General features: G+C 60.3%; 17 protein-coding genes. 4 read left to right on the forward strand and 13 right to left on the reverse strand.

Annotated features, from left to right (window positions below; translation table 11 throughout):
* Positions 1-38 precede the first annotated feature (38 nt).
* From ACA071_RS31285 to ACA071_RS31320, 8 genes are all read right to left on the reverse strand, one after another.
* Positions 39-935 carry a peptidoglycan DD-metalloendopeptidase family protein gene (locus ACA071_RS31285; protein ID WP_497642517.1) on the reverse strand — a complete coding sequence of 299 codons (897 nt, stop codon included), beginning with the start codon at positions 933-935 and terminating at the stop codon, positions 39-41.
* 327 nt (positions 936-1,262) lie between these two features.
* A complete protein-coding gene (locus ACA071_RS31290; RefSeq protein ID WP_497642518.1) occupies positions 1,263-2,219 on the reverse strand; it encodes a response regulator in 957 nt (318 codons plus the stop codon).
* A gap of 167 nt (positions 2,220-2,386) precedes the next feature.
* Entirely contained in the window at positions 2,387-3,148 is a 762-nt protein-coding gene (gene phoU, locus ACA071_RS31295) for a phosphate signaling complex protein PhoU (protein WP_008150055.1), read from the reverse strand.
* A gap of 112 nt (positions 3,149-3,260) precedes the next feature.
* A complete protein-coding gene (gene pstB, locus ACA071_RS31300; protein WP_497642519.1) occupies positions 3,261-4,094 on the reverse strand; it encodes a phosphate ABC transporter ATP-binding protein PstB in 834 nt (277 codons plus the stop codon).
* Between the two features lie 92 nt (positions 4,095-4,186).
* Entirely contained in the window at positions 4,187-5,857 is a 1,671-nt protein-coding gene (gene pstA / locus ACA071_RS31305; RefSeq protein ID WP_497642520.1) for a phosphate ABC transporter permease PstA, read from the reverse strand.
* Between the two features lie 15 nt (positions 5,858-5,872).
* Positions 5,873-7,906: an ABC transporter permease subunit gene (locus tag ACA071_RS31310; RefSeq protein WP_497645413.1), complete on the reverse strand. Its 2,034-nt coding sequence runs from the start codon at positions 7,904-7,906 to the stop codon at positions 5,873-5,875.
* A gap of 505 nt (positions 7,907-8,411) precedes the next feature.
* The gene (locus ACA071_RS31315) at positions 8,412-9,413 is read right to left on the reverse strand and encodes a phosphate ABC transporter substrate-binding protein PstS (protein WP_497642521.1); all 1,002 of its coding nucleotides are present in this window, start codon (positions 9,411-9,413) and stop codon (positions 8,412-8,414) included.
* Between the two features lie 234 nt (positions 9,414-9,647).
* The gene (locus ACA071_RS31320; RefSeq protein ID WP_497642522.1) at positions 9,648-10,946 is read right to left on the reverse strand and encodes an MFS transporter; all 1,299 of its coding nucleotides are present in this window, start codon (positions 10,944-10,946) and stop codon (positions 9,648-9,650) included.
* A gap of 363 nt (positions 10,947-11,309) precedes the next feature.
* Between ACA071_RS31320 and ACA071_RS31325 the strand changes: the two genes are divergently transcribed.
* Both ACA071_RS31325 and ACA071_RS31330 read left to right on the forward strand, forming a co-directional pair.
* Positions 11,310-11,714, forward strand: coding sequence for an acyl-CoA thioesterase (locus ACA071_RS31325; RefSeq protein WP_007896491.1), 405 nt, complete (start codon positions 11,310-11,312; stop codon positions 11,712-11,714).
* Positions 11,715-11,772: 58 nt separating this feature from the next.
* A complete protein-coding gene (locus ACA071_RS31330; RefSeq protein ID WP_497642523.1) occupies positions 11,773-12,672 on the forward strand; it encodes a D-hexose-6-phosphate mutarotase in 900 nt (299 codons plus the stop codon).
* An 87-nt stretch (positions 12,673-12,759) separates the two neighbouring features.
* Here ACA071_RS31330 and ACA071_RS31335 read toward each other — a convergent pair whose 3' ends face one another.
* The 5 genes from ACA071_RS31335 to ACA071_RS31355 all read right to left on the reverse strand — a co-directional run bounded on the left by ACA071_RS31335 (position 12,760) and on the right by ACA071_RS31355 (position 16,577).
* The gene (locus tag ACA071_RS31335) at positions 12,760-13,296 is read right to left on the reverse strand and encodes a DUF3299 domain-containing protein (RefSeq protein ID WP_123597676.1); all 537 of its coding nucleotides are present in this window, start codon (positions 13,294-13,296) and stop codon (positions 12,760-12,762) included.
* Between the two features lie 89 nt (positions 13,297-13,385).
* On the reverse strand, positions 13,386-13,631 hold the full coding sequence (locus tag ACA071_RS31340) for a GlsB/YeaQ/YmgE family stress response membrane protein (protein WP_497642524.1): 246 nt from the start codon (positions 13,629-13,631) through the stop codon (positions 13,386-13,388).
* Between the two features lie 107 nt (positions 13,632-13,738).
* Complete coding sequence (locus ACA071_RS31345; protein ID WP_497642525.1) at positions 13,739-14,821, reverse strand: 5-(carboxyamino)imidazole ribonucleotide synthase; 1,083 nt, start codon at positions 14,819-14,821, stop codon at positions 13,739-13,741.
* 11 nt (positions 14,822-14,832) lie between these two features.
* Positions 14,833-15,324, reverse strand: coding sequence for a 5-(carboxyamino)imidazole ribonucleotide mutase (gene purE / locus ACA071_RS31350; RefSeq protein WP_019694319.1), 492 nt, complete (start codon positions 15,322-15,324; stop codon positions 14,833-14,835).
* A gap of 344 nt (positions 15,325-15,668) precedes the next feature.
* Positions 15,669-16,577: a LysR substrate-binding domain-containing protein gene (locus ACA071_RS31355; protein ID WP_007942710.1), complete on the reverse strand. Its 909-nt coding sequence runs from the start codon at positions 16,575-16,577 to the stop codon at positions 15,669-15,671.
* A 180-nt stretch (positions 16,578-16,757) separates the two neighbouring features.
* Here ACA071_RS31355 and aspA point away from each other — a divergent pair, with 180 nt between their 5' ends.
* Complete coding sequence (gene aspA / locus ACA071_RS31360) at positions 16,758-18,182, forward strand: aspartate ammonia-lyase (protein WP_133835321.1); 1,425 nt, start codon at positions 16,758-16,760, stop codon at positions 18,180-18,182.
* A gap of 554 nt (positions 18,183-18,736) precedes the next feature.
* Positions 18,737-20,188, forward strand: coding sequence for an alanine/glycine:cation symporter family protein (locus ACA071_RS31365; protein WP_497642526.1), 1,452 nt, complete (start codon positions 18,737-18,739; stop codon positions 20,186-20,188).
* Positions 20,189-20,270 lie beyond the last annotated feature (82 nt).

The raw sequence follows: 20,270 nt of genomic DNA on the forward strand, positions 1-20,270 counted from the left end.
GCGCTGCCGAAGGCTGCGATCTTTTGCTTTTTAGGACCTTATTGCTTGCCCAACGCAAAATTGGGCAATGCGCCCACCGGTTGATTGAACTGGTACGGAATCGACACCAGCCCCAACCCGGTATTACGTTGCACCACGAAATGCAGGTGTGGCCCGCTGCTGTTGCCGGTGTTGCCCGACAGCGCCAACGCGCTGCCCACCGTCACCCGCTGACCTTCGCGCACGCTCACCGAGCCTTGCTTGAGGTGCAGGTACACGCCCATCGTCCCGTCATCGTGCAACACCCGCACGAAATTGCCCGAGGGATCGTTACCGCGACCGCTCTGGCCATTCTCGGTTTTCACCACCATTCCGGCCCGTGCGGCGATGATCGGCGTGCCCTCAGGCATGGCGATGTCCATGGCGAAACGATTCTTGGCGCCGAAGTGGCTGTATTGGCCATTGGCGCCCTGGCTCAGCCGAAACGGACCACCACGCCAGGGGAAGGGATAACGATAGCTCTGAGCGGCGCCTGAAGGGTCGCCCATGGAGTATTGGAAGCTCGGGGTATACACCAGCGGCTTGCCGCCCGTAATCGCCGTGAGCAACGCCAGACGCGAGTTGCTGCGCGCCGGCAAGACCCGACGAATCGGCTGGCTCGGCGCCCCCTTCACATTACTCAACCCGGCAAAGCTCAGCTCGACCTCCACCGGCGCATACAAGTCGTTGCGCACAAACACCACGTCCACGCCCTTCTGCTTCTTGATGTCGAGGTACACCTGGCGCTCCAGGTGCTCGACCATCCGGTCCCGAAAAACAAACACCTGGGAGCCTTTCGTGGGGCGGTCGCTGTAGGAGACCACGCCATTGGCGTCGGTGGACTTGTAAATGGTCATGGCCACAGCCGAGGTGGAGGCCATGAAAAGACCACAGAAAAACAGCAGGCGCGCGAGCATGGGCAAGAGTCTGTCGAGTAAGGCCTGGGGAGGAGCCTAGCAGCTGAGATGGACCAGCGTAGTCGGCAGATGTTTCAAATGATCCTCCCCACGGTCTGCGTGGGAATGCAGCCAGGGACGCTCTGCGTTCCATACGAAGCGGACGCGGAGCGTCCAGAGAGGCATTCCCACGCGGAGCGTGGGAACGATCGGATGTGCGGTGAATTTGATGGCCCCTTCGCGGGCAAGCCTCGCTCCTGCAGGATTTGTGTCGTGCGGTAATGGGCACGACACTAAACCTGTAGGAGCGAGGCTTGCCCGCGAAGACTGACTGTCAGGCGACGAAGATTACGCGCCAGGTACGAAATGCTTCTGCGCAGTACCACGGGCAATCAGGCGGGAGATGTAGTCGAGCTTCTGTGCATCCTTGTCCACAAAGCGGAAGGTCAGCTGCAGCCAGTCGCTGTCGGGTTTTTGCTCGTGGGCGACGATGGCGTGCAGGTAGCCGTTGAGGCGGGCGGTTTCAGCGTTGTCGCCCTGCTCCAAGTCGAGCACGGCGCTTTCGAGCACTTGCGGCAGGATGTCGGTGCGTTTGACCACCAGCAGCGCTTCCTTGAGGCTCAAGGCCTTGATCACGCATTGCTGGGTGCCACTCGACAGGCGCAATTGGCCCTGACCACGACCACCGGTCGGTGCCGCCGAAGCAGCGCCAGGTGCCTTGACCGGCGGGCTGTTGAGCAAACCACGGGACGGCGCGGCGGCGGGAGCCGGGGCGGCAACGGCGACGGGTTTGGCAAACGGGTTGACCGGGGCGGCCGATGGCGCGACCACGGCAGCCTTGCCACCGGTCAATGCGCTCAGGGAATCGTTGCCGAACGCCGAGTTCATCTTGGTCGGCGCGCTGTTCATCAAGGTGTCGAGCTTGCCGACCTTGTTCAGCGCCTGCTTGACCTTGGTCAGCAGTTGTTCGTTGGTGAACGGCTTGCTGACATAACCGGAAACCCCGGCCTGGATCGCCTGGACGACGTTCTCTTTGTCGCCACGGCTGGTCACCATCACAAACGGCATGGTCTTGAGGTTGTCCTGCTCGCGGCACCAGGTCAGCAATTCCAGGCCGGACATTTCCGGCATCTCCCAGTCACACAACACCAGGTCGAACGCTTCACGCGCCAGAATCGCCTGAGCCTTCTTGCCGTTGACCGCGTCTTCAATCCGGATACCCGGGAAGTAGTTGCGCAGGCACTTCTTCACCAGGTCACGAATGAACGACGCATCGTCCACGACCAACACACTGACCTTACTCATCCACAACCCCTTTAAAAAATCCCGGCAAGCATACCGCTTTGCTGATGGCACATTGCCAAAAACCTTCAGTCACGCCGGGACTTTTCGTTCGCGGGTGCTGCTTTCACATTCAAAAACCACAAACAAAAACGCCCGGCCAAAAGGCCGGGCGCTTTTCTCAGGCAATCTTACTTATCGTCAGCTTTGCCCGGAACATTAGCGGTTTCGCCACTTGTGCCTTCAACTTCTTCCTTCATGCGCTTGAGGCCCAGGTGGCGCACGTCGGTGCCGCGCACCAGGTAAATCACCAGTTCCGAGATATTGCGCGCGTGGTCGCCGATGCGCTCCAGCGAACGCAACACCCAAATGATGCTCAGGACCCGCGAAATAGAGCGCGGGTCTTCCATCATGTAGGTGGCCAGCTCACGCAAGGCGGTCTTGTATTCGCGGTCGATGATCTTGTCGTACTGCGCCACCGACAACGCGAGGTCAGCGTCGAAACGAGCGAACGCATCCAGCGCGTCACGCACCATGTTGCGCACCTGGTCGCCGATGTGGCGCACCTCGACGTAACCGCGCGGCGCCTCGCCTTCTTCACACAACTGGATGGCACGGCGGGCGATCTTGGTCGCTTCGTCACCAATGCGCTCCAGGTCGATCACCGATTTGGAGATGCTGATGATCAAACGCAAGTCGGACGCCGCTGGCTGACGACGAGCGAGAATGCGCAGGCACTCTTCGTCGATGTTGCGTTCCATCTGGTTGATCTGGTCGTCGATCTCACGCACTTGCTGGGCCAGGCCGGAGTCGGCCTCGATCAGCGCGGTGACTGCGTCATTGACCTGCTTCTCCACCAGTCCGCCCATGGCCAGGAGGTGGCTGCGCACTTCCTCGAGCTCGGCGTTGAACTGCGCGGAGATGTGATGGGTAAGGCCTTCTTTACTAATCATGCGATTGCTCCGCAAAAGCTGTAAGCCGCAAGCTACAAGCTGCAAGCCAATTTGTGTCGTTACGCTGAACCGCTAACTTGCCGCTTGAAGCTTGCGGCTTGCAGCTGTACGGCTAGCCGTACCGCCCTGTGATGTAGTCTTCGGTCTGCTTCTTCGCCGGATTGGTGAACAGGGTGTCGGTGTCGCCGAATTCCACCAGTTTGCCCATGTACATGAACGCCGTGTAGTCGGAAACCCGCGCGGCCTGTTGCATGTTGTGGGTCACGATGACGATGGTGAACTTCGATTTCAGTTCGTAGATCAGCTCTTCGACTTTCAGCGTGGAAATCGGGTCGAGGGCCGAGCACGGTTCGTCGAGCAGCAGCACTTCCGGCTCCACGGCGATGGTGCGGGCGATCACCAACCGTTGTTGCTGACCACCGGACAAGCCGAGTGCCGACTCGTGCAGACGGTCTTTGACTTCGTCCCACAGCGCCGCGCCTTTCAACGCCCACTCGACGGCTTCGTCGAGGATGCGCTTCTTGTTGATGCCTTGGATGCGCAGGCCGTAGACCACGTTCTCGTAGATGGTTTTCGGGAACGGGTTCGGCTTCTGGAACACCATGCCGACGCGACGACGCAGCTCGGCCACGTCTTCGCCCTTGCGGTAGATGTTGTTGCCGTAGAGGTTGATCGCGCCTTCAACACGGCAGCCATCGACCAGGTCGTTCATGCGGTTGAACGTGCGCAGCAGCGTGGACTTGCCGCAGCCGGACGGGCCAATGAAGGCAGTCACGCGCTGTTTCGGGATGTTCATGCTGACGTCGTACAGCGCTTGTTTGTCGCCGTAGAACAGGCTCAGGCTCGGCACTTCGATGGCCACGGTTTCCTGTGCGAGGCTCAGGCTCTGTTTGTCGCGGCCCAGGGCTGACATGTTGATGCCGTGGGTATGTGTTTCGTGCTGCATGGTCTCACTCCGTTCGTAGCTGCAAGCTTCTAGCTGCAAGCTGCAAGTTTGAGCAAAAGCGGCTTGTAGCTTGCCGCTTGTGGCTAATGGCTTTAGCTATCCAACGCTTTGTATTTCTCGCGCAGGTGGTTGCGGATGTAGACGGCCGAGAGGTTAAGCGTGGCAATCACCAACACCAGCAACAGCGCCGTGGCGTACACCAGCGGCCGTGCGGCTTCGACGTTCGGGCTCTGGAAACCAACGTCATAAATATGGAAGCCCAGGTGCATGATCTTCTGGTCCAGGTGCAAGTACGGGTAGTTGCCGTCTACTGGCAGCGACGGCGCCAGTTTCACCACACCCACCAACATCAGCGGCGCCACTTCACCAGCGGCGCGCGCCACCGCGAGAATCATGCCAGTCATCATCGCCGGGCTGGCCATCGGCAGCACGATCTTCCACAAGGTTTCAGCCTTGGTCGCGCCGAGCGCCAGCGAGCCCTCACGCACGGTGCGAGGAATCCGCGCCAGCCCTTCTTCGGTAGCCACGATCACCACCGGCACCGCCAGCAGCGCCAGGGTCAACGAAGCCCAGAGCAGGCCCGGCGTACCGAAGGTCGGTGCCGGCAGTGCTTCGGGGAAGAACAGCCGGTCGACCGAGCCGCCGAGTACGTAGACGAAGAAGCCCAGGCCAAACACGCCGTAAACGATGGCCGGAACGCCGGCCAGGTTGTTCACGGCGATGCGGATGATCCGCGTCAACGCGTTCTGCTTGGCGTATTCCCGCAGGTACACCGCCGCCAGCACGCCGAACGGGGTCACGATCATCGCCATGATCAACGTCATCATCACGGTGCCGAAGATCGCCGGGAAGATCCCGCCTTCGGTGTTCGCTTCACGCGGATCGTCGCTGAGGAATTCCCAGACCTTGCTGAAGTAAAAGCCAATCTTGGTGACGTAACCCATGGCGTTCGGCTGGTAGGCATGCACCACTTTGCCGATGCCGATTTCGAGCTCTTTGCCGTTGGCGTCGCGAGCCGTCAGGCTGTCACGGTTGAACTGCGCGTGCAGCTCAGCCAGGCGCGCTTCGATGTCCTGATAGCGGGCGTTCAGCTCAGCCTTTTCGGCGTCCATGTCGGCTTGCGCAGTGGCGTCGAGTTTACCCGCCAGTTCGAGCTTGCGGCCATGCAGACGGATGCGTTCGAGACCGGCGTTGATCGCACCAATGTCGGATTTCTCCAGGCTCTTGAGCTGCGCCGCAAGCTTGTTAACGCGATCCACACGCGCCTGCAATTCCGGCCAGGCCGCTTCGCCCTCGGCAATCACCTTGCCGTCCTGTTTGACGTTGACCAGGTAACCGTAGAAGTTGCCCCACTCACGACGCTCGATGGTCATCAGTTCTGGCGGCATGGTCTGGTTGGTCAGCCACTCGCCGACGATCCAGGTGAAGTCGTTGCCGTTCAAGTCACGGTTGCCGACCTTGATCAGCTCGCGGGTCATGAACTCCGGGCCGACATCAGGCACCGGCAGGCCAGCGCTTTTCAGACGCTCACGCGGCACTTCTTCTTTTTGCACCACTTCGCCAATGACCAAGTGATTGGCCTGGCCCGGTACGTCGTAACTGGCGTGGACCAGGTCCGCCGGCCAGAAGTGGCCCAGGCCGCGCACGGCAATCACTGCCAGCAAGCCAATGGTCATGATGACCGCAATGGACACCGCGCCACCGCTGATCCAGACGCCGGGGGCGCCGCTCTTGAACCATCCTTTCAGGGAGTTCTGTTTCACAGACTTCTACCTTTCTTAAAGCGACGAGTATTTCTTGCGCAGACGCTGACGAATCAGTTCCGCGAGGGTGTTCATGACGAAGGTAAACAACAGCAGCACCAGCGCCGAGAGGAACAGCACGCGGTAGTGGCTGCCGCCGACTTCCGACTCCGGCATTTCCACCGCAACGTTGGCCGCCAGGGTGCGCAGGCCTTCGAACAGGTTCATTTCCATGACCGGGGTGTTGCCGGTGGCCATCAGCACGATCATCGTTTCACCGACCGCACGGCCCATGCCGATCATCAGCGCCGAGAAGATCCCCGGGCTGGCGGTGAGGATCACCACGCGGGTCATGGTTTGCCACGGCGTGGCGCCGAGGGCCAGAGAGCCGAGGGTCAGGCCACGCGGTACGCTGAACACGGCATCTTCGGCGATGGAGTAGATGTTCGGGATCACCGCGAAACCCATGGCCAGACCCACCACCAGAGCGTTGCGCTGGTCGTAGGTGATGCCCAGGTCGTGGGAGATCCACATGCGCATGTCGCCGCCGAAGAACCAGGTTTCCATGTACGGGCTCATGTACAGCGACAACCAGCCCACAAACAGGATCACCGGGATCAGAATCGCGCTTTCCCAGCCATCCGGCACTTTCAGGCGGATCGACTCAGGCAGGCGGCTGAAGACGAAACCGGCCACCAGAATGCCGATCGGCAAGAGCATCAGCAGGCTGAAAATGCCCGGCAAATGCCCTTCCACATAAGGCGCGAGGAACAGGCCGGCGAAGAAACCGAGGATCACCGTCGGCATCGCTTCCATGAGCTCGATCACCGGCTTGACCTTGCGACGCAGGCTCGGCGCCATGAAATACGCGGTGTAGATCGCCGCAGCGACGGCCAGAGGTGCGGCCAGCAGCATGGCGTAGAACGCGGCTTTCAGGGTGCCGAAAGTCAGTGGCGCCAAGCTCATTTTGGGTTCGAAATCGGTGTTGGCGGCGGTCGATTGCCAGACGTATTTAGGCTCGTCGTAGTTCTCGTACCAAACCTTGCTCCACAGCGCGCTCCACGACACTTCCGGGTGCGGGTTGTCGAGCAGCAGCGGTTGAATCTTGCCGCCTGCTTCGACGATCAGGCGGTTGGCCCGCGGCGACAGACCGAAGATCCCTTGGCCATCGACCACCTGATCGACCAGCAAGGTGCGGTGCGCGGTGCTGTGGAACACGCCGAGCTTGCCCGAGGCGTCGAGGGCAACAAAACCTTTGCGACGTTCTTCAGCGCTGATTTCAACGATCGGCGTGGTGCCCATCTGGAAATTGCGGATTTGCTTCAGGCGCTGTTCGCCATCCGGGTCGCGGGCCATGAACCACTGAGCCAGGCCACCCTTGGAGTCACCGAGGATCAGCGAGATGCCGCCCACCAGTTGGGTACTGGCGGTAATCTCGGCGTCGCCGTTTTCGAGCAACTTGTAGCGACCGTTGAGGCTCTTGTCGCGCAGGCTGAACACATCGGCCTGGGCGCGACCGTTGATCACGTACAACCACTGCTGACGTGGGTCGACGAAGATGTTCTTCACCGGCTCGGTCATTTGCGGCAGATCAATGCGCTTCTGCTCGTTGGTGACTTCGCCGGTCATCATGTTTTCTTCGCTGGTCAGCGACAGCACATTGAGTTGCGAACCGGTGGAGCCCACCAGCATCAGCGTGGTGTCGGTGGCGTTAAGGCTGACATGCTCCAGGGCACCGCCCGCCTCGTTCAACGCAATCGGGGCTTCGCCGTACGGGAAGTCGATGGCCGGCGAGATAGTCTTTTTGTTGTCCGGGTAGCTGACTTTGTAGGTATGACGGAAGACGAGTGCCTGGCCGTTGGACAGACCCACAGCTACCAGCGGATGACCAGGCTGGTCTTCGCCGATGGAGGTCACGGTGGTGCCGGCCGGAATCGGCAAATCGACGCGCCGGAGTTCGGCGCCACTGTCGATATCGAAGAACAGCGCCTGGCCTTTGTCGGAAACCCGCATGGCAACCTGGTTCTGTTCTTCCAGGGAGATCATCAGCGGCTTGCCGGCGTCTTGCATCCAGGCCGGGGTGAGGGCGTCCTTGGAAGTCAGGCTGGCACCCTGGAACAGCGGCGCAACCACGTAGGCAAGGAAGAAAAAGATCAGCGTGATCGCGCCGAGGACGGCGAGGCCGCCAACGAGGACGTACCAGCGGGTCAGGCGATCTTTAAGCGCGCGGATGCGGCGCTTGCGTTGCAGCTCAGGCGTATTGAAGTCAATTCGCTTGGGGGGATTGTTAGTCATGGTGGAATTGGCCAGATCATTCATGCGCACACCCTAGCGATCCTGTATGACAGAAAGATGACAATGCAGTGACGCAACAAATCCGCCGCCGGTGGGAACTGGCAGAGGACAGAAAATTGGGGAGCGTAGAAAGCCCTGTAGGAGCTGTCGAGTGAAGCGAGGCTGCGATCTTTTGACCTTGCCGCTTAAAAAGCCAGATCAAAAGATCGCAGCCTCGTTTCACTCGACAGCTCCTACACAGCTCCTACACAGGTCCGGGGCGAGCCCCGGACCTAGGGTTTTACTTTTTTGCGACTTCAGCGCCGCCTTCCTGCAGACCCAGGTCAGCCAGTGCTTTTGCAGCAACTTTGGCTGGCAGTGGGATGTAGCCGTCTTTCACTACAACTTCCTGGCCCTGTTTGGACAGAACCAGTTTCACGAACTCGGCTTCCAGCGGGGCCAGAGGCTTGTTCGGGGCTTTGTTGACGTACACGTAGAGGAAACGCGACAGCGGGTATTTGCCGTTCAGGGCGTTTTCTTCGCTGTCTTCGATGAAGTCAGTGCTGCCTTTCTTGGCCAGGGCCACTGTCTTCACGCTAGCGGTCTTGTAGCCGATGCCCGAGTAACCGATACCGTTCAGCGAGGAGCTGATCGACTGCACGACCGAAGCCGAGCCTGGTTGTTCGTTGACGTTTGGCTTGTAGTCACCTTTGCACAGGGCTTCTTCTTTGAAGTAGCCGTAAGTGCCGGATACCGAGTTACGACCAAACAGCTGAACCGGCTTGTTGGCCAGGTCGCCAGTCACGCCCAGGTCGCCCCAGGTTTTGACGTCGGTTTTAGCGCCGCACAGACGAGTAGACGAGAAGATCGCGTCGACTTGTTCCATGGTCAGGTGCTGGATCGGGTTGTCTTTGTGCACGAACACCGCCAGGGCATCCACGGCAACCGGGATAGCGGTTGGCTTGTAGCCGTACTTCTGCTCGAAGGCAGCCAGTTCGGTGTCCTTCATCTTGCGGCTCATCGGGCCCAGGTTAGAGGTGCCTTCAGTCAACGCAGGTGGCGCAGTGGCGGAGCCAGCGGCCTGAATCTGGATGTTTACGTTCGGGTATTCTTTTTTGTAGTTCTCAGCCCACAGGGTCATGAGGTTGGCCAGGGTATCGGAGCCGACGCTGGACAGGTTGCCCGATACACCAGTGGTCTTGGTGTAGCTCGGGATCGCAGGGTCAACAGCGGCGAACGCGTTGGCAGTCGCAACGCCAGCAGCGACAAAAGTCATTGCCGCCATCAAACGCTTCAGTTTCATGCCTTACTCCTAGCAGATAGGGTGTGTTAAGTCGGGGCCAAGTATCAGCAGGCCGTGTGAACACTCTATGGCTGAAATATGACAATTGGATGAAAGGCCAGCATGTAGCCTCAGATTGTTCCCCCGCTCTGCGTGGGAATGCATCTCGGGACGCTCTGCGTCCCATTCGGAAGCGGACGCAGAGCGTCCATGGCGGCATTCCCACGCGGAGCGTGGGAACGATCGGTTATTGGCTCAGCGCCCCTTCTTCCAAAGATACCCGCCCACCAAAATCCCGACCCCACAAATAATCGCCACGTAATAGGCCGGCCCCAACGGGCTTTCCTTGAGCAGCAGGGTGACGATCATTGGCGTCAGGCCGCCGAAGATGGCGTAGGCCAGGTTGTAGGAGAACGACAGGCCGCTGAAGCGCACCACCGCCGGGAAGGCTTTGACCATCACGTAGGGCACGGCGCCGATGGTGCCGACCAGCAGACCGGTCACGGCGTACATCGGGAACAGCCAGTCCGGGTGGTTGAACAGGCTGTGATAGAAGGTCCACGAACTGATCAGCAACGCGGCACTGCCGAACACGAACACCCGGCCGGCGCCGAAACGATCAGCCAGCGCGCCGGAGGCCACGCAGCCCAGGCTCAGGAACACAATCGCCAGGCTGTTGGCCTGTAACGCGATGGTCGGCGAGAAGTGATAAACGGTCTGTAGCACGGTCGGGGTCATCAGGATGACGACGATGATCCCGGCGGACAGCAGCCAGGTCAGCAGCATGGAAATCAGGATCGCCCCGCGATGGTCACGCAGCACCGCGCGCAACGGCACTTCTTCGGCCAAGGCCTTGCGCAGTTGCAGTTCGGCGAATACCGGGGTTTCGTGCAACCAGCGGCGCAGATAGACCGAGAACAGGCCGAACACGCCGCCCAGCAGAAACGGGATCCGCCAGGCGTAATCCGCCACTTCCACCGGGGTGTAGAGGCTATTGATCGCCGTGGCCACCAACGAGCCCAGCAGGATACCGGCCGTCAGGCCGCAGGTCAGGGTGCCGCAGGCGTAGCCGATGTGCCGCTGCGGAACGTGCTCGGAAACGAAGACCCAGGCGCCGGGCACTTCACCGCCAATCGCCGCGCCCTGGATCACCCGCATCAGCAGCAACAGGATCGGCGCCCACATGCCGATCTGCGCGTAAGTCGGCAGCAGGCCCATGATCAGGGTCGGCACCGCCATCATGAAAATGCTCAGGGTGAACATCTTCTTGCGTCCCAACAGGTCACCGAAGTGCGCCATGACGATGCCGCCCAGCGGCCGTGCCAGATAGCCGGCGGCGAAGATGCCGAAGGTCTGCATCAGGCGCAGCCACTCGGGCATGTCGGCCGGGAAGAACAGCTTGCCGACCACCGTGGCGAAAAATACGAAGATGATGAAGTCGTAGAACTCCAACGCGCCGCCCAAAGCGGACAGCGACAAAGTCTTGTAATCGTTGCGGGTCAACGGACGTGCGGATTGCGTCGGCTGCGCAGTGCTCGAGGGCGCTGTGGTCATGGCAAGGGTTTCTCTTATAGTCGGATCTGCAACCCCAACAACGCTGGCGGAGGCTTGGGCAGGTCCGGCACGATAGCAAATTGTTCGAAAAAGCACATAGAGGTGCGTATTTGACGGTCGAAATGAGAACCGGACGGTCGTCTCGGAGTCTACCGACCGATATACTCGCGATCTTGCAACAGTTTGAAAGGGTTGCTGTGCGAAAACGCCTGCCGGGCTCCAAAGGCGATTTCGCAGAGTTTCCCTTTAGGCGCCTTACGAAAAACGTGACGAACGTAGTATGTTCGGGGCTGAATCGTTTTTTCTGAGACGGCTATTTACCTGAAGTACCAATGAGAGTCACGGGTCAGAGGCACCCCCGGCATGATAGAGCTCGAACAAGAAGATCCAATCCCGCAAGGCGACCTGGCCCTGCAAATCACCGCACTCCCGCGCGAAACCAACGGCTTTGGCGATATTTTCGGCGGCTGGCTGGTGGCGCAGATGGATTTGGCTGGCACCGCAATGGCCAGCAAAGTCGCCGGTGGCCGCGTCGCGACCGTTGCGATCGACCGCATGGCGTTCCTGGTTCCGGTGGCGGTGGGCGCACAGCTCTCCTTCTATACCCAGGCGCTGGAAATCGGCCGCAGCTCGATCCAGATGATGGTCGAGGTCTGGAGCGACGATCCGTTGTCCAGTGAGTGGCGTAAGGTGACTGAAGCGGTGTTCGTGTTCGTCGCCATCGACGGCAGCGGCCGCACCCGTTCGGTTCCGCCACGCGCGCGTTAAACACTGCGCGGGTTTTGCGGTCCATTGCAGTCATTGATCCTGATTGAGAGTTGTCCCCATGAGCACGCCCAACGTTGAAGCCGTGAAACTGGATGAACTGAACTGCTGGCGTATTCGCCACGGTCAGGCTGAATTGCTGGTGGCCCAGCAAGGCGCGCACATCCTCAGTTATCAATTGGCCGGGCAACCGCCGCTGATCTGGCTCAACGACGAAGCCGTATTCAAGACCGGCAAAAGCATCCGCGCCGGTGTGCCGGTGTGCTGGCCGTGGTTCGGCAACTTCCCGCGCAACCCGCAGAGCGTCCAGGCGATGCGCGTCAGCAATGAACCACCGACCGCCCACGGTTTTGTCCGGGCGACGGATTGGGAATTGGGCGGCATCGAAACCGAGGGTGAAAGCCTGAAGGTGGAATTTGTCCTGCCCTACCCCGAAGGCGGATTCCCGGGTTGGCCGCATCAGGTGGATTTGAAGCTGAGCATCCGTCTGGACGAGCAACTGCACATCAGCCTGACCAGCCATAACCGTGGCGCCGAAACCGTGTCCATCAGCCAGGCGCTGCACAGCTACTTCGCGGTAAGCGATGTGCGCAACGTGCAGGTCGAAGGGCTGGATGGCTTGAGTTACATCGATACGACGAAGGACTGGAGCACCGCCACTCAGGCCGGCGATTTAGCGTTTACCGGCGAGACTGACCGTATCTACCTCAATACCCCGCCGAAGCTGAGCATTGTCGACCCGGCCTGGGAACGGCGCATCGAGCTGACCAGCAGTGGTTCGCGCTCGGCAGTGATCTGGAACCCGTGGATCGATCGCGCGGCGGCATTCAGCGACATGGCCGACGATGGCTGGCAGCGCATGCTGTGCATTGAGACGGCGAATGTGATGGATGACGTGGTGAACCTCGCGGCGGGCACCAGTCATACCCTCGGCGTCAGCATCGGCAGCAAACCGCTTTAAGATCAAAAGATCGCAGCCTTCAGCAGCTCCTACACCGATCTATGTAGGCGCTGCCGAAGACTGCGATCTTTTTTGCGTTATACGCGACTACAAATCCGACTCTTTGACCACTCGCACCTTCGCCGCATCCAGCGCGTACGCCGCGTCAGCCAGGTCGTTGTTGACCTTCTCGATCTTCAGCGTGCCCGTGACCCACAGCGGTGTGTAGATATCGTCCAGCTTCAAGCCTTTCGGATAGCGCACCAACACCAACTGGTTAGGCGGCGGTGGCGGCACGTGGATGCAAGCGCCCGGGTACGGCACCAGAAAAAACAGTGTGCTGCGGCCCTTGGCGTCGGACTCCAGCGGCACCGGATAACCGCCAATGCGGATGTTCTTGTCGTTCATCGACGGCACGGTTTTGGTCGAATACATCACCGCCGGCAAGCCTTTGCTCTGCTTCATGCCACCCTTTGAGGTAAAAGTGCCATCGCCTTCGGGGGTGTTGTGGTCGATTTCGGGCATGGCCTCGAGGGCTTTCTGGTCCGACTTTGGCATCAGTTCCAGCCAGTCGGTTTCCGGCAGCTCGCCGGCATGGGCAAGGCCCGAACCCAGTAATAGGAAAGTCAGTAAAAGACGGCGCATGGAAGTGCTCGACAAAGAAAAGGACGGTGCAACGGCGAGCATTCTAGCCCCCTCGGCCTGCGCTGCAGAGAGGGCTTTGTCGCTTTGAATCAGTTCTTTTTGATCAAACCGTAGAGCACCAGCAACACCACGGCGCCCACTAGCGCACCAAGGAAGCCTGCGCCTTCGCCCGCATGGTAGATGCCCAGAGCCTGGCCGCCGTAAGTGGCCGCCAGCGAACCGCCGATACCGAGCAGGATGGTCATGATCCAACCCATGCTGTCATCGCCCGGTTTCAGGAAGCGTGCCAGCAGGCCGACGATCAAGCCGATAAAGATGGTTCCGATAATTCCCATGGCATTTCCCTCTGAATGATTTGGATATGCCCAAAGCCTAGACAGACTTTGGCATCCTGCCATCAGAGAACGGCGGACACTGAAGGTTCCGCCGCTGCCACATGAAACTATTCGGCGATGAGCGCTTCAACCTTGAGGATCTGCGCTGCCAGCGTCTCACGGTCTGCACAACGCAGATTGGCGTGACCGACCTTGCGACCGACCTTGAACGCCTTGCCGTAGTGATGCAGATGGCAATCGTCAATCGCGATCACTTTTTCCACCGGAGGAACTACACCGATGAAGTTGAGCATCGCGCTCTCACCGATCTTGGCCGTCGAACCCAGCGGCAGACCGGCAACGGCCCGCAGGTGGTTTTCGAACTGACTGCACTCGGCGCCTTCAGTAGTCCAGTGCCCTGAGTTGTGTACGCGCGGGGCGATTTCGTTGGCCTTGAGGCCACCGTCGACTTCGAAGAACTCGAACGCCATCACGCCGACGTATTCCAGCTGCTTGAGCACACGGCTGGAGTAGTCTTCAGCCAGGGCTTGCAGCGGGTGATCGGTGCTGGCCACGGACAGCTTGAGGATGCCGTTGTCGTGGGTGTTGTGCACCAGTGGGTAGAACTTGGTTTCGCCATCGCGGGCACGCACGGCGATCAGCGAGACTTCGCCAGTGAACGGCACGAAGCCTTCCAGCAGGCAGGCCACGCTGCCCAGCTCGGCGAAGGTGCCAACCACATCTTCCGGCTTGCGCAGGACTTTCTGACCCTTGCCGTCGTAACCCAGGGTGCGGGTTTTCAGCACGGCCGGCAGACCGATGGAAGCAACAGCCGCGTCCAGGTCAGCTTGCGACTGGATGTCGGCGAACGCCGGGGTGGGAATCCCCAGGTCCTTGAACATGCTCTTCTCGAACCAGCGATCACGGGCGATGCGCAGGGCTTCGGCGCTCGGGTAGACCGGGACGAACTGCGACAGAAAGGCCACGGTTTCGGCCGGGACGCTTTCGAATTCGAAGGTCACCAGATCGACTTCATCGGCCAGCTGGCGCAAGTGATCCTGATCGCCGTAATCGGCCCGCAGGTGTTCGCCCAACGCGGCTGCGCAAGCATCCGGTGCCGGGTCGAGGAAAGCGAAGTTCATGCCCAGCGGAGTGCCCGCCAGCGCCAACATGCGACCCAACTGGCCGCCACCGATTACACCGATCTTCATCGTCAACAACCTCAGGCGATGCGTGGGTCTGGATTGTCCAGGACGCTGTCTGTCTGCTCAGCACGGAAAGTTTTCAGCACCGCGTGGAACTGCGGGTGCTTGGCGCCGAGGATACTCGCCGACAGCAACGCGGCGTTGATCGCGCCAGCCTTGCCGATGGCCAGGGTGGCAACCGGAATGCCCGCGGGCATCTGCACGATAGACAGCAGCGAATCGACGCCGGACAGCATCGACGACTGCACTGGAACGCCCAGCACCGGCAGGTGGGTCTTGGCCGCACACATGCCTGGCAGGTGGGCCGCGCCACCGGCACCGGCGATGATCACCTCGATGCCACGCGCTTCGGCCTCTTCGGCGTACTGGAACAGCAGGTCCGGGGTGCGGTGGGCAGAGACCACTTTCACCTCGTAAGGAATGCCGAGCTTTTCCAGCATATCGGCGGTGTGGCTAAGGGTGGACCAATCGGACTTGGAGCCCATGATCACGCCAACCAGTGCACTCATCGTCGTGCCTCTTCTCTCTGGGCGCCCGCAGGCGCGTCAAAAACAACAAGCCACGCAGAAATGCGTGGCTTGATTGTACGAAAAATGGCCGGACGAACCGGCCGAAGGCCGCGCAGTATACCTCAATGAAGCAGATAAACAGCCCCCGAGACGACCATCTGTCATACGGCGCAAAGTGCCGGTTTTATTGACTCGAAGGTCAGCGAAAACCTGTCGCGGAAGTTGATCGTTCCCACGCTCTGCGTGGGAATGCAGCCCGGGACGCTCCGCGTCCCAAAAAGCGTGACGCAGAGCGTCACAGGAGGCGTTACCACGCAGAGCGTGGGAACGATCAAAGCGATCAATTAAGTGCCTTGCGCCGCGCCGCCCTCAAGCTTGCGCCACAACAACCGCACATTCGCCTTGCGCACCAGCGCACAGCGGTACAGGCGAATCTCCAGCGGCACATGCCATTGTGGGCCGCCGCACACTACCAACTCACCGCGCGCCAGCTCGGCGCGAACGCTCAGTTGCGGCACCCAGGCGATGCCCAGGCCTTCGAGCGCCATGCTTTTCAGGCTGTCGGCCATGGCGGTCTCATAAATGGTGGTGAATCGCAGCGCACGCTGGCGCAGCAACATGTTGACCGAGCGTCCAAGAAACGCGCCTGCGCTGTAGGCAAGCAGCGGCACACTGGCTTCGCCTTCCAGGTCGAACAACGGTTTACCGTCGGCATCAGCGGCGCACACCGGCAACATCTCGGTATGGCCCAAGTGCAATGACGGGAAAATTTCCGGGTCCATCTGCAACGCCGCGTCCGGGTCGTAGAACGCCAGCATTAAATCGCAGCCCCCTTCGCGCAAGGCATGCACCGCGTCGCCGACGTTGGTCGCCACCAGCCGCGTGGCGATGTTCAGGCCTTCATTACGCAACTGCGCAATCCAGCGCGGGAAGAACCCCAACGCCAGCGAGTGAGCGGCCGCGACCTGCATCACTTCGCCCTGCCCGCCTTCCAGGTGATGGAGGTGGCGCAGCACTTCGCCGAGCTGTTCAACCACCGTCCGCGCCGTCACCAGAAACAACTGTCCCGCCGCCGTCAGCTCGACGGGCGTACGCGAACGGTTGACCAATTGCAGCCCGAGAGCAGCCTCAAGGCTGCGGATCCGCCGGCTAAACGCCGGCTGAGTCACGAAGCGCCGTTCCGCAGCCTGGGAGAAGCTGCGGGTGGCGGCCAGGGCACTAAAGTCCTCCAGCCATTTGCTTTCCAGATTCATCACGCCCTCCCGGACACGCACCAATTTAGGTCACACGCTCGCCGCACACGCGACGTCACATGGGCATTATGCCGAATGTGCATAGGCTAGTGCTTAACAGCATTGGCCCAAAATTGTTCACAAGCCTAGCATTTGCAGCGTTCCGGCACAGCCCGGGTCCCTATCGAGATGATTTCTATCATGTCCTCCGCTGCATCTTTCCGCACAGAAAAAGACCTGCTTGGCGTACTCGAAGTACCCGCTCAAGCGTATTACGGCATCCAGACCCTGCGAGCGGTGAATAACTTCCGTCTCTCCGGCGTCCCGATTTCGCATTACCCGAAGCTGGTTGTCGGGCTGGCAATGGTTAAACAAGCCGCCGCTGACGCCAACCGCGAGCTGGGTCACCTGAGCGAAGCCAAGCACGCTGCCATCAGCGAAGCCTGTGCACGTTTGATCCGCGGCGATTTCCACGAAGAGTTCGTGGTCGACATGATTCAAGGCGGCGCTGGCACTTCGACCAACATGAATGCCAACGAAGTCATCGCCAACATCGCGCTGGAGGCCATGGGTCACCAGAAGGGCGAATACCAATACCTGCACCCGAACAACGACGTGAACATGGCGCAGTCGACCAACGACGCCTACCCGACCGCGATTCGTCTGGGTCTGCTGTTGGGTCACGACGCCCTGCTGGCCAGCCTCGACAGCCTGATCCAGGCGTTCGCTGCCAAGGGTGTTGAGTTCAGCCACGTATTGAAGATGGGCCGTACCCAGCTGCAAGACGCCGTGCCGATGACCCTTGGCCAGGAATTCCGCGCTTTCGCCACTACGCTGGGCGAAGACCTGGCCCGTCTGAAGACGCTGGCCCCGGAACTGCTGACCGAAGTGAACCTGGGCGGCACCGCGATCGGCACCGGCATCAACGCCGACCCGCGTTACCAGCACCTGGCCGTGCAGCGCCTGGCCCTGATCAGCGGTCAACCGCTGGTGCCAGCCGCCGACCTGATCGAAGCCACCTCCGACATGGGCGCCTTCGTGCTGTTCTCCGGCATGCTCAAGCGCACCGCGGTCAAGTTATCGAAGATCTGCAACGACCTGCGCCTGTTGTCCAGCGGTCCACGCACCGGCATCAACGAAATCAACCTGCCGGCGCGTCAGCCAGGCAGCTCGATCATGCCCGGCAAGGTCAACCCGGTGATCCCGGAAGCGGTTAACCAAGTGGCGTTCCAGATCATCGGCAACGACCTGGCCCTGACCATCGCAGCCGAAGGCGGCCAACTGCAACTGAACGTGATGGAGCCGCTGATCGCGTTCAAGATCTTCGACTCGATCCGCCTGCTGCAACGCGCCATGGACATGCTGCGCGAACACTGCATCGTCGGCATCACCGCCAACGAAGAGCGCTGCCGCGAACTGGTCGAGCACTCGATCGGCCTGGTCACTGCGCTGAACCCGTACATCGGCTATGAAAACGCCACCCGCATCGCCCGTATCGCCCTTGAAAGCGGCCGCGGCGTGCTGGAACTGGTGCGCGAAGAAGGCTTGCTCGACGACGAAATGCTCGCCGACATCCTGCGCCCGGAAAACATGATTGCTCCGCGTCTGGTCCCGCTCAAGGCTTGATCAACGCCCGGCTCTTGCTCTCTTAACGAAGAGCATGGAGCCACGCTCACCAGGTCGAGGGACTAGACACCTCTCACCTTTTGAGGGCTTGGGGATTTATTCCCCAAGCCCTTTTTTTTAACTATTTGCAGGCCACAAACAGAATGTCTGGAAGCTGAAGAATGTGGGAGCGGGCTTGCTGGCGAAGGCAGTGTGTCAATCACCAGAAATGGTGGATGTAAGACCGCATTCGCAAGCAAGCCTGCTCCCACATGAAACAGCTTTCACATAAGCCCGACGCCGGTAACGTCGGGTGTTTCAAAGCTTCGTTTCGTCGCTTGCACCACAACCGTGCAGACGGACGGCACACTCATAGGTATAGTGCCGCCCCTCTTCGCGTGAGCGGTCGTCGGTAACGAGGCCCAAACCCATGCGAAACCCGAACTAATAACAAACCCGCGATATGGAACCGGGACGAACCTCGCCTCACCTGTCATGCCTTGCGCACACCGGTGTAACGCGATGTTTCTGCCTCTCCAGCATTTGCTTAAACAAAAAACAGCGAGGAATAATCCATGCTCGAAGTCATCAACGACTTCCTCTCAGGGAAAGTACTGATCGTGCTCATTGTCGGGCTCGGTAGCTACTTCACGATCCGCTCGCGTTTCGTTCAATTGCGCCACTTCTTCCACATGTTCGCGGTGTTCCGTGACAGCCTCAAAAGCAGCGCCGGGCAACTCAGTTCGTTCCAGGCCCTGATGCTCAGCCTCGCCGGCCGCGTCGGTGCAGGCAACATTGCTGGTGTCGGCATCGCCGTGACCCTCGGTGGGCCAGGTGCGGTGTTCTGGATGTGGGTGACCGCGCTGGTCGGCATGTCCAGCAGCTTCTTCGAATGTTCCCTCGGCCAGCTCTACAAGCGCTGCGACTCCGACGGCACTTACCGTGGCGGCCCGTCCTACTACATCCAGCACGGCCTGCAGAAACGCTGGTTGGGGATGATCATGGCGTTCCTGCTGCTGATCACCTTCGGCTTCGCCTTCAACGGCCTGCAATCCCATGCCGTGACCCACTCGCTGAAAAACGCCTTCGACCTTGACCCGACGTACACCGGCGCGGCGCTGGCCGTGTTGCTGGGCCTGGTGTTCATCGGTGGTATCAAGCGGATCGCCAAGGTCGCTGACCTGCTGGTCCCGGTGAAAACCCTGGTGTACATCGGCGTGACCATTTACGTGATCGTGCTGCAATTCGACCACGTTCCAGCGATGCTGATGACCATCGTCAAAAGCGCCTTCGGTCTGGACCAGGCCTTCGGTGGCCTGATCGGTAGCGCCATCGTCATGGGCGTGAAGCGTGGCGTGTTCGCCAACGAAGCGGGCCTTGGCAGTGCGCCAAACGTGGCCGCAGTGGCTTCGGTCGAGCACCCGGTGGCACAAGGCGTGGTTCAGGCATTCAGCGTGTTCCTCGACACCTTCGTGATCTGCACCTGCACCGCGTTGCTGATCCTGCTCTCGGGCTTCTACACCCCGGGCTTCGAAGGCGACGGCATTGCCCTGACCCAGAACTCCCTGGCCGCCGTGGTCGGTGACTGGGGCCGCAGTTTCATCTCCGTGGCCCTGTCGTTGTTCGTGTTCACCTCGATCCTCTACAACTACTACCTGGGCGAGAGCAACCTGCGCTTCATGATCGGTGAAAACCGCGCGGCGCTGATCGGCTACCGCGCTCTGGTACTGGTGTTGATCTTCTGGGGTGCCATCGAAAACCTCGGCACCGTGTTCGCCTTCGCCGACATCACCATGACCATGCTGGCGTTCGTGAACCTGATCGCGCTGTTCCTGCTGTTCAAGGTCGGCATGCGCATCCTGCGTGACTACGATGACCAGCGTGCTGCCGGCATCAAGACCCCAGTGTTCGATTCGAGCAAATTCCCGGATCTGGACCTGGACCTGCAAGCCTGGCCCGCCAACCCACCAGCCGCTGCGCCAAAAGCAGCCGTTGAACCGCAAGGCGTGACCGCAGCGCAACGCTGATCGGTAAAAAACCGGGCGCATCCCCTGCGCCCGACGTGACACAACGTACGGCCGGCGTCATGCTCGGTCGTATGTTGTTTTC

This window comes from Pseudomonas sp. LBUM1646 (assembly GCF_059716165.1).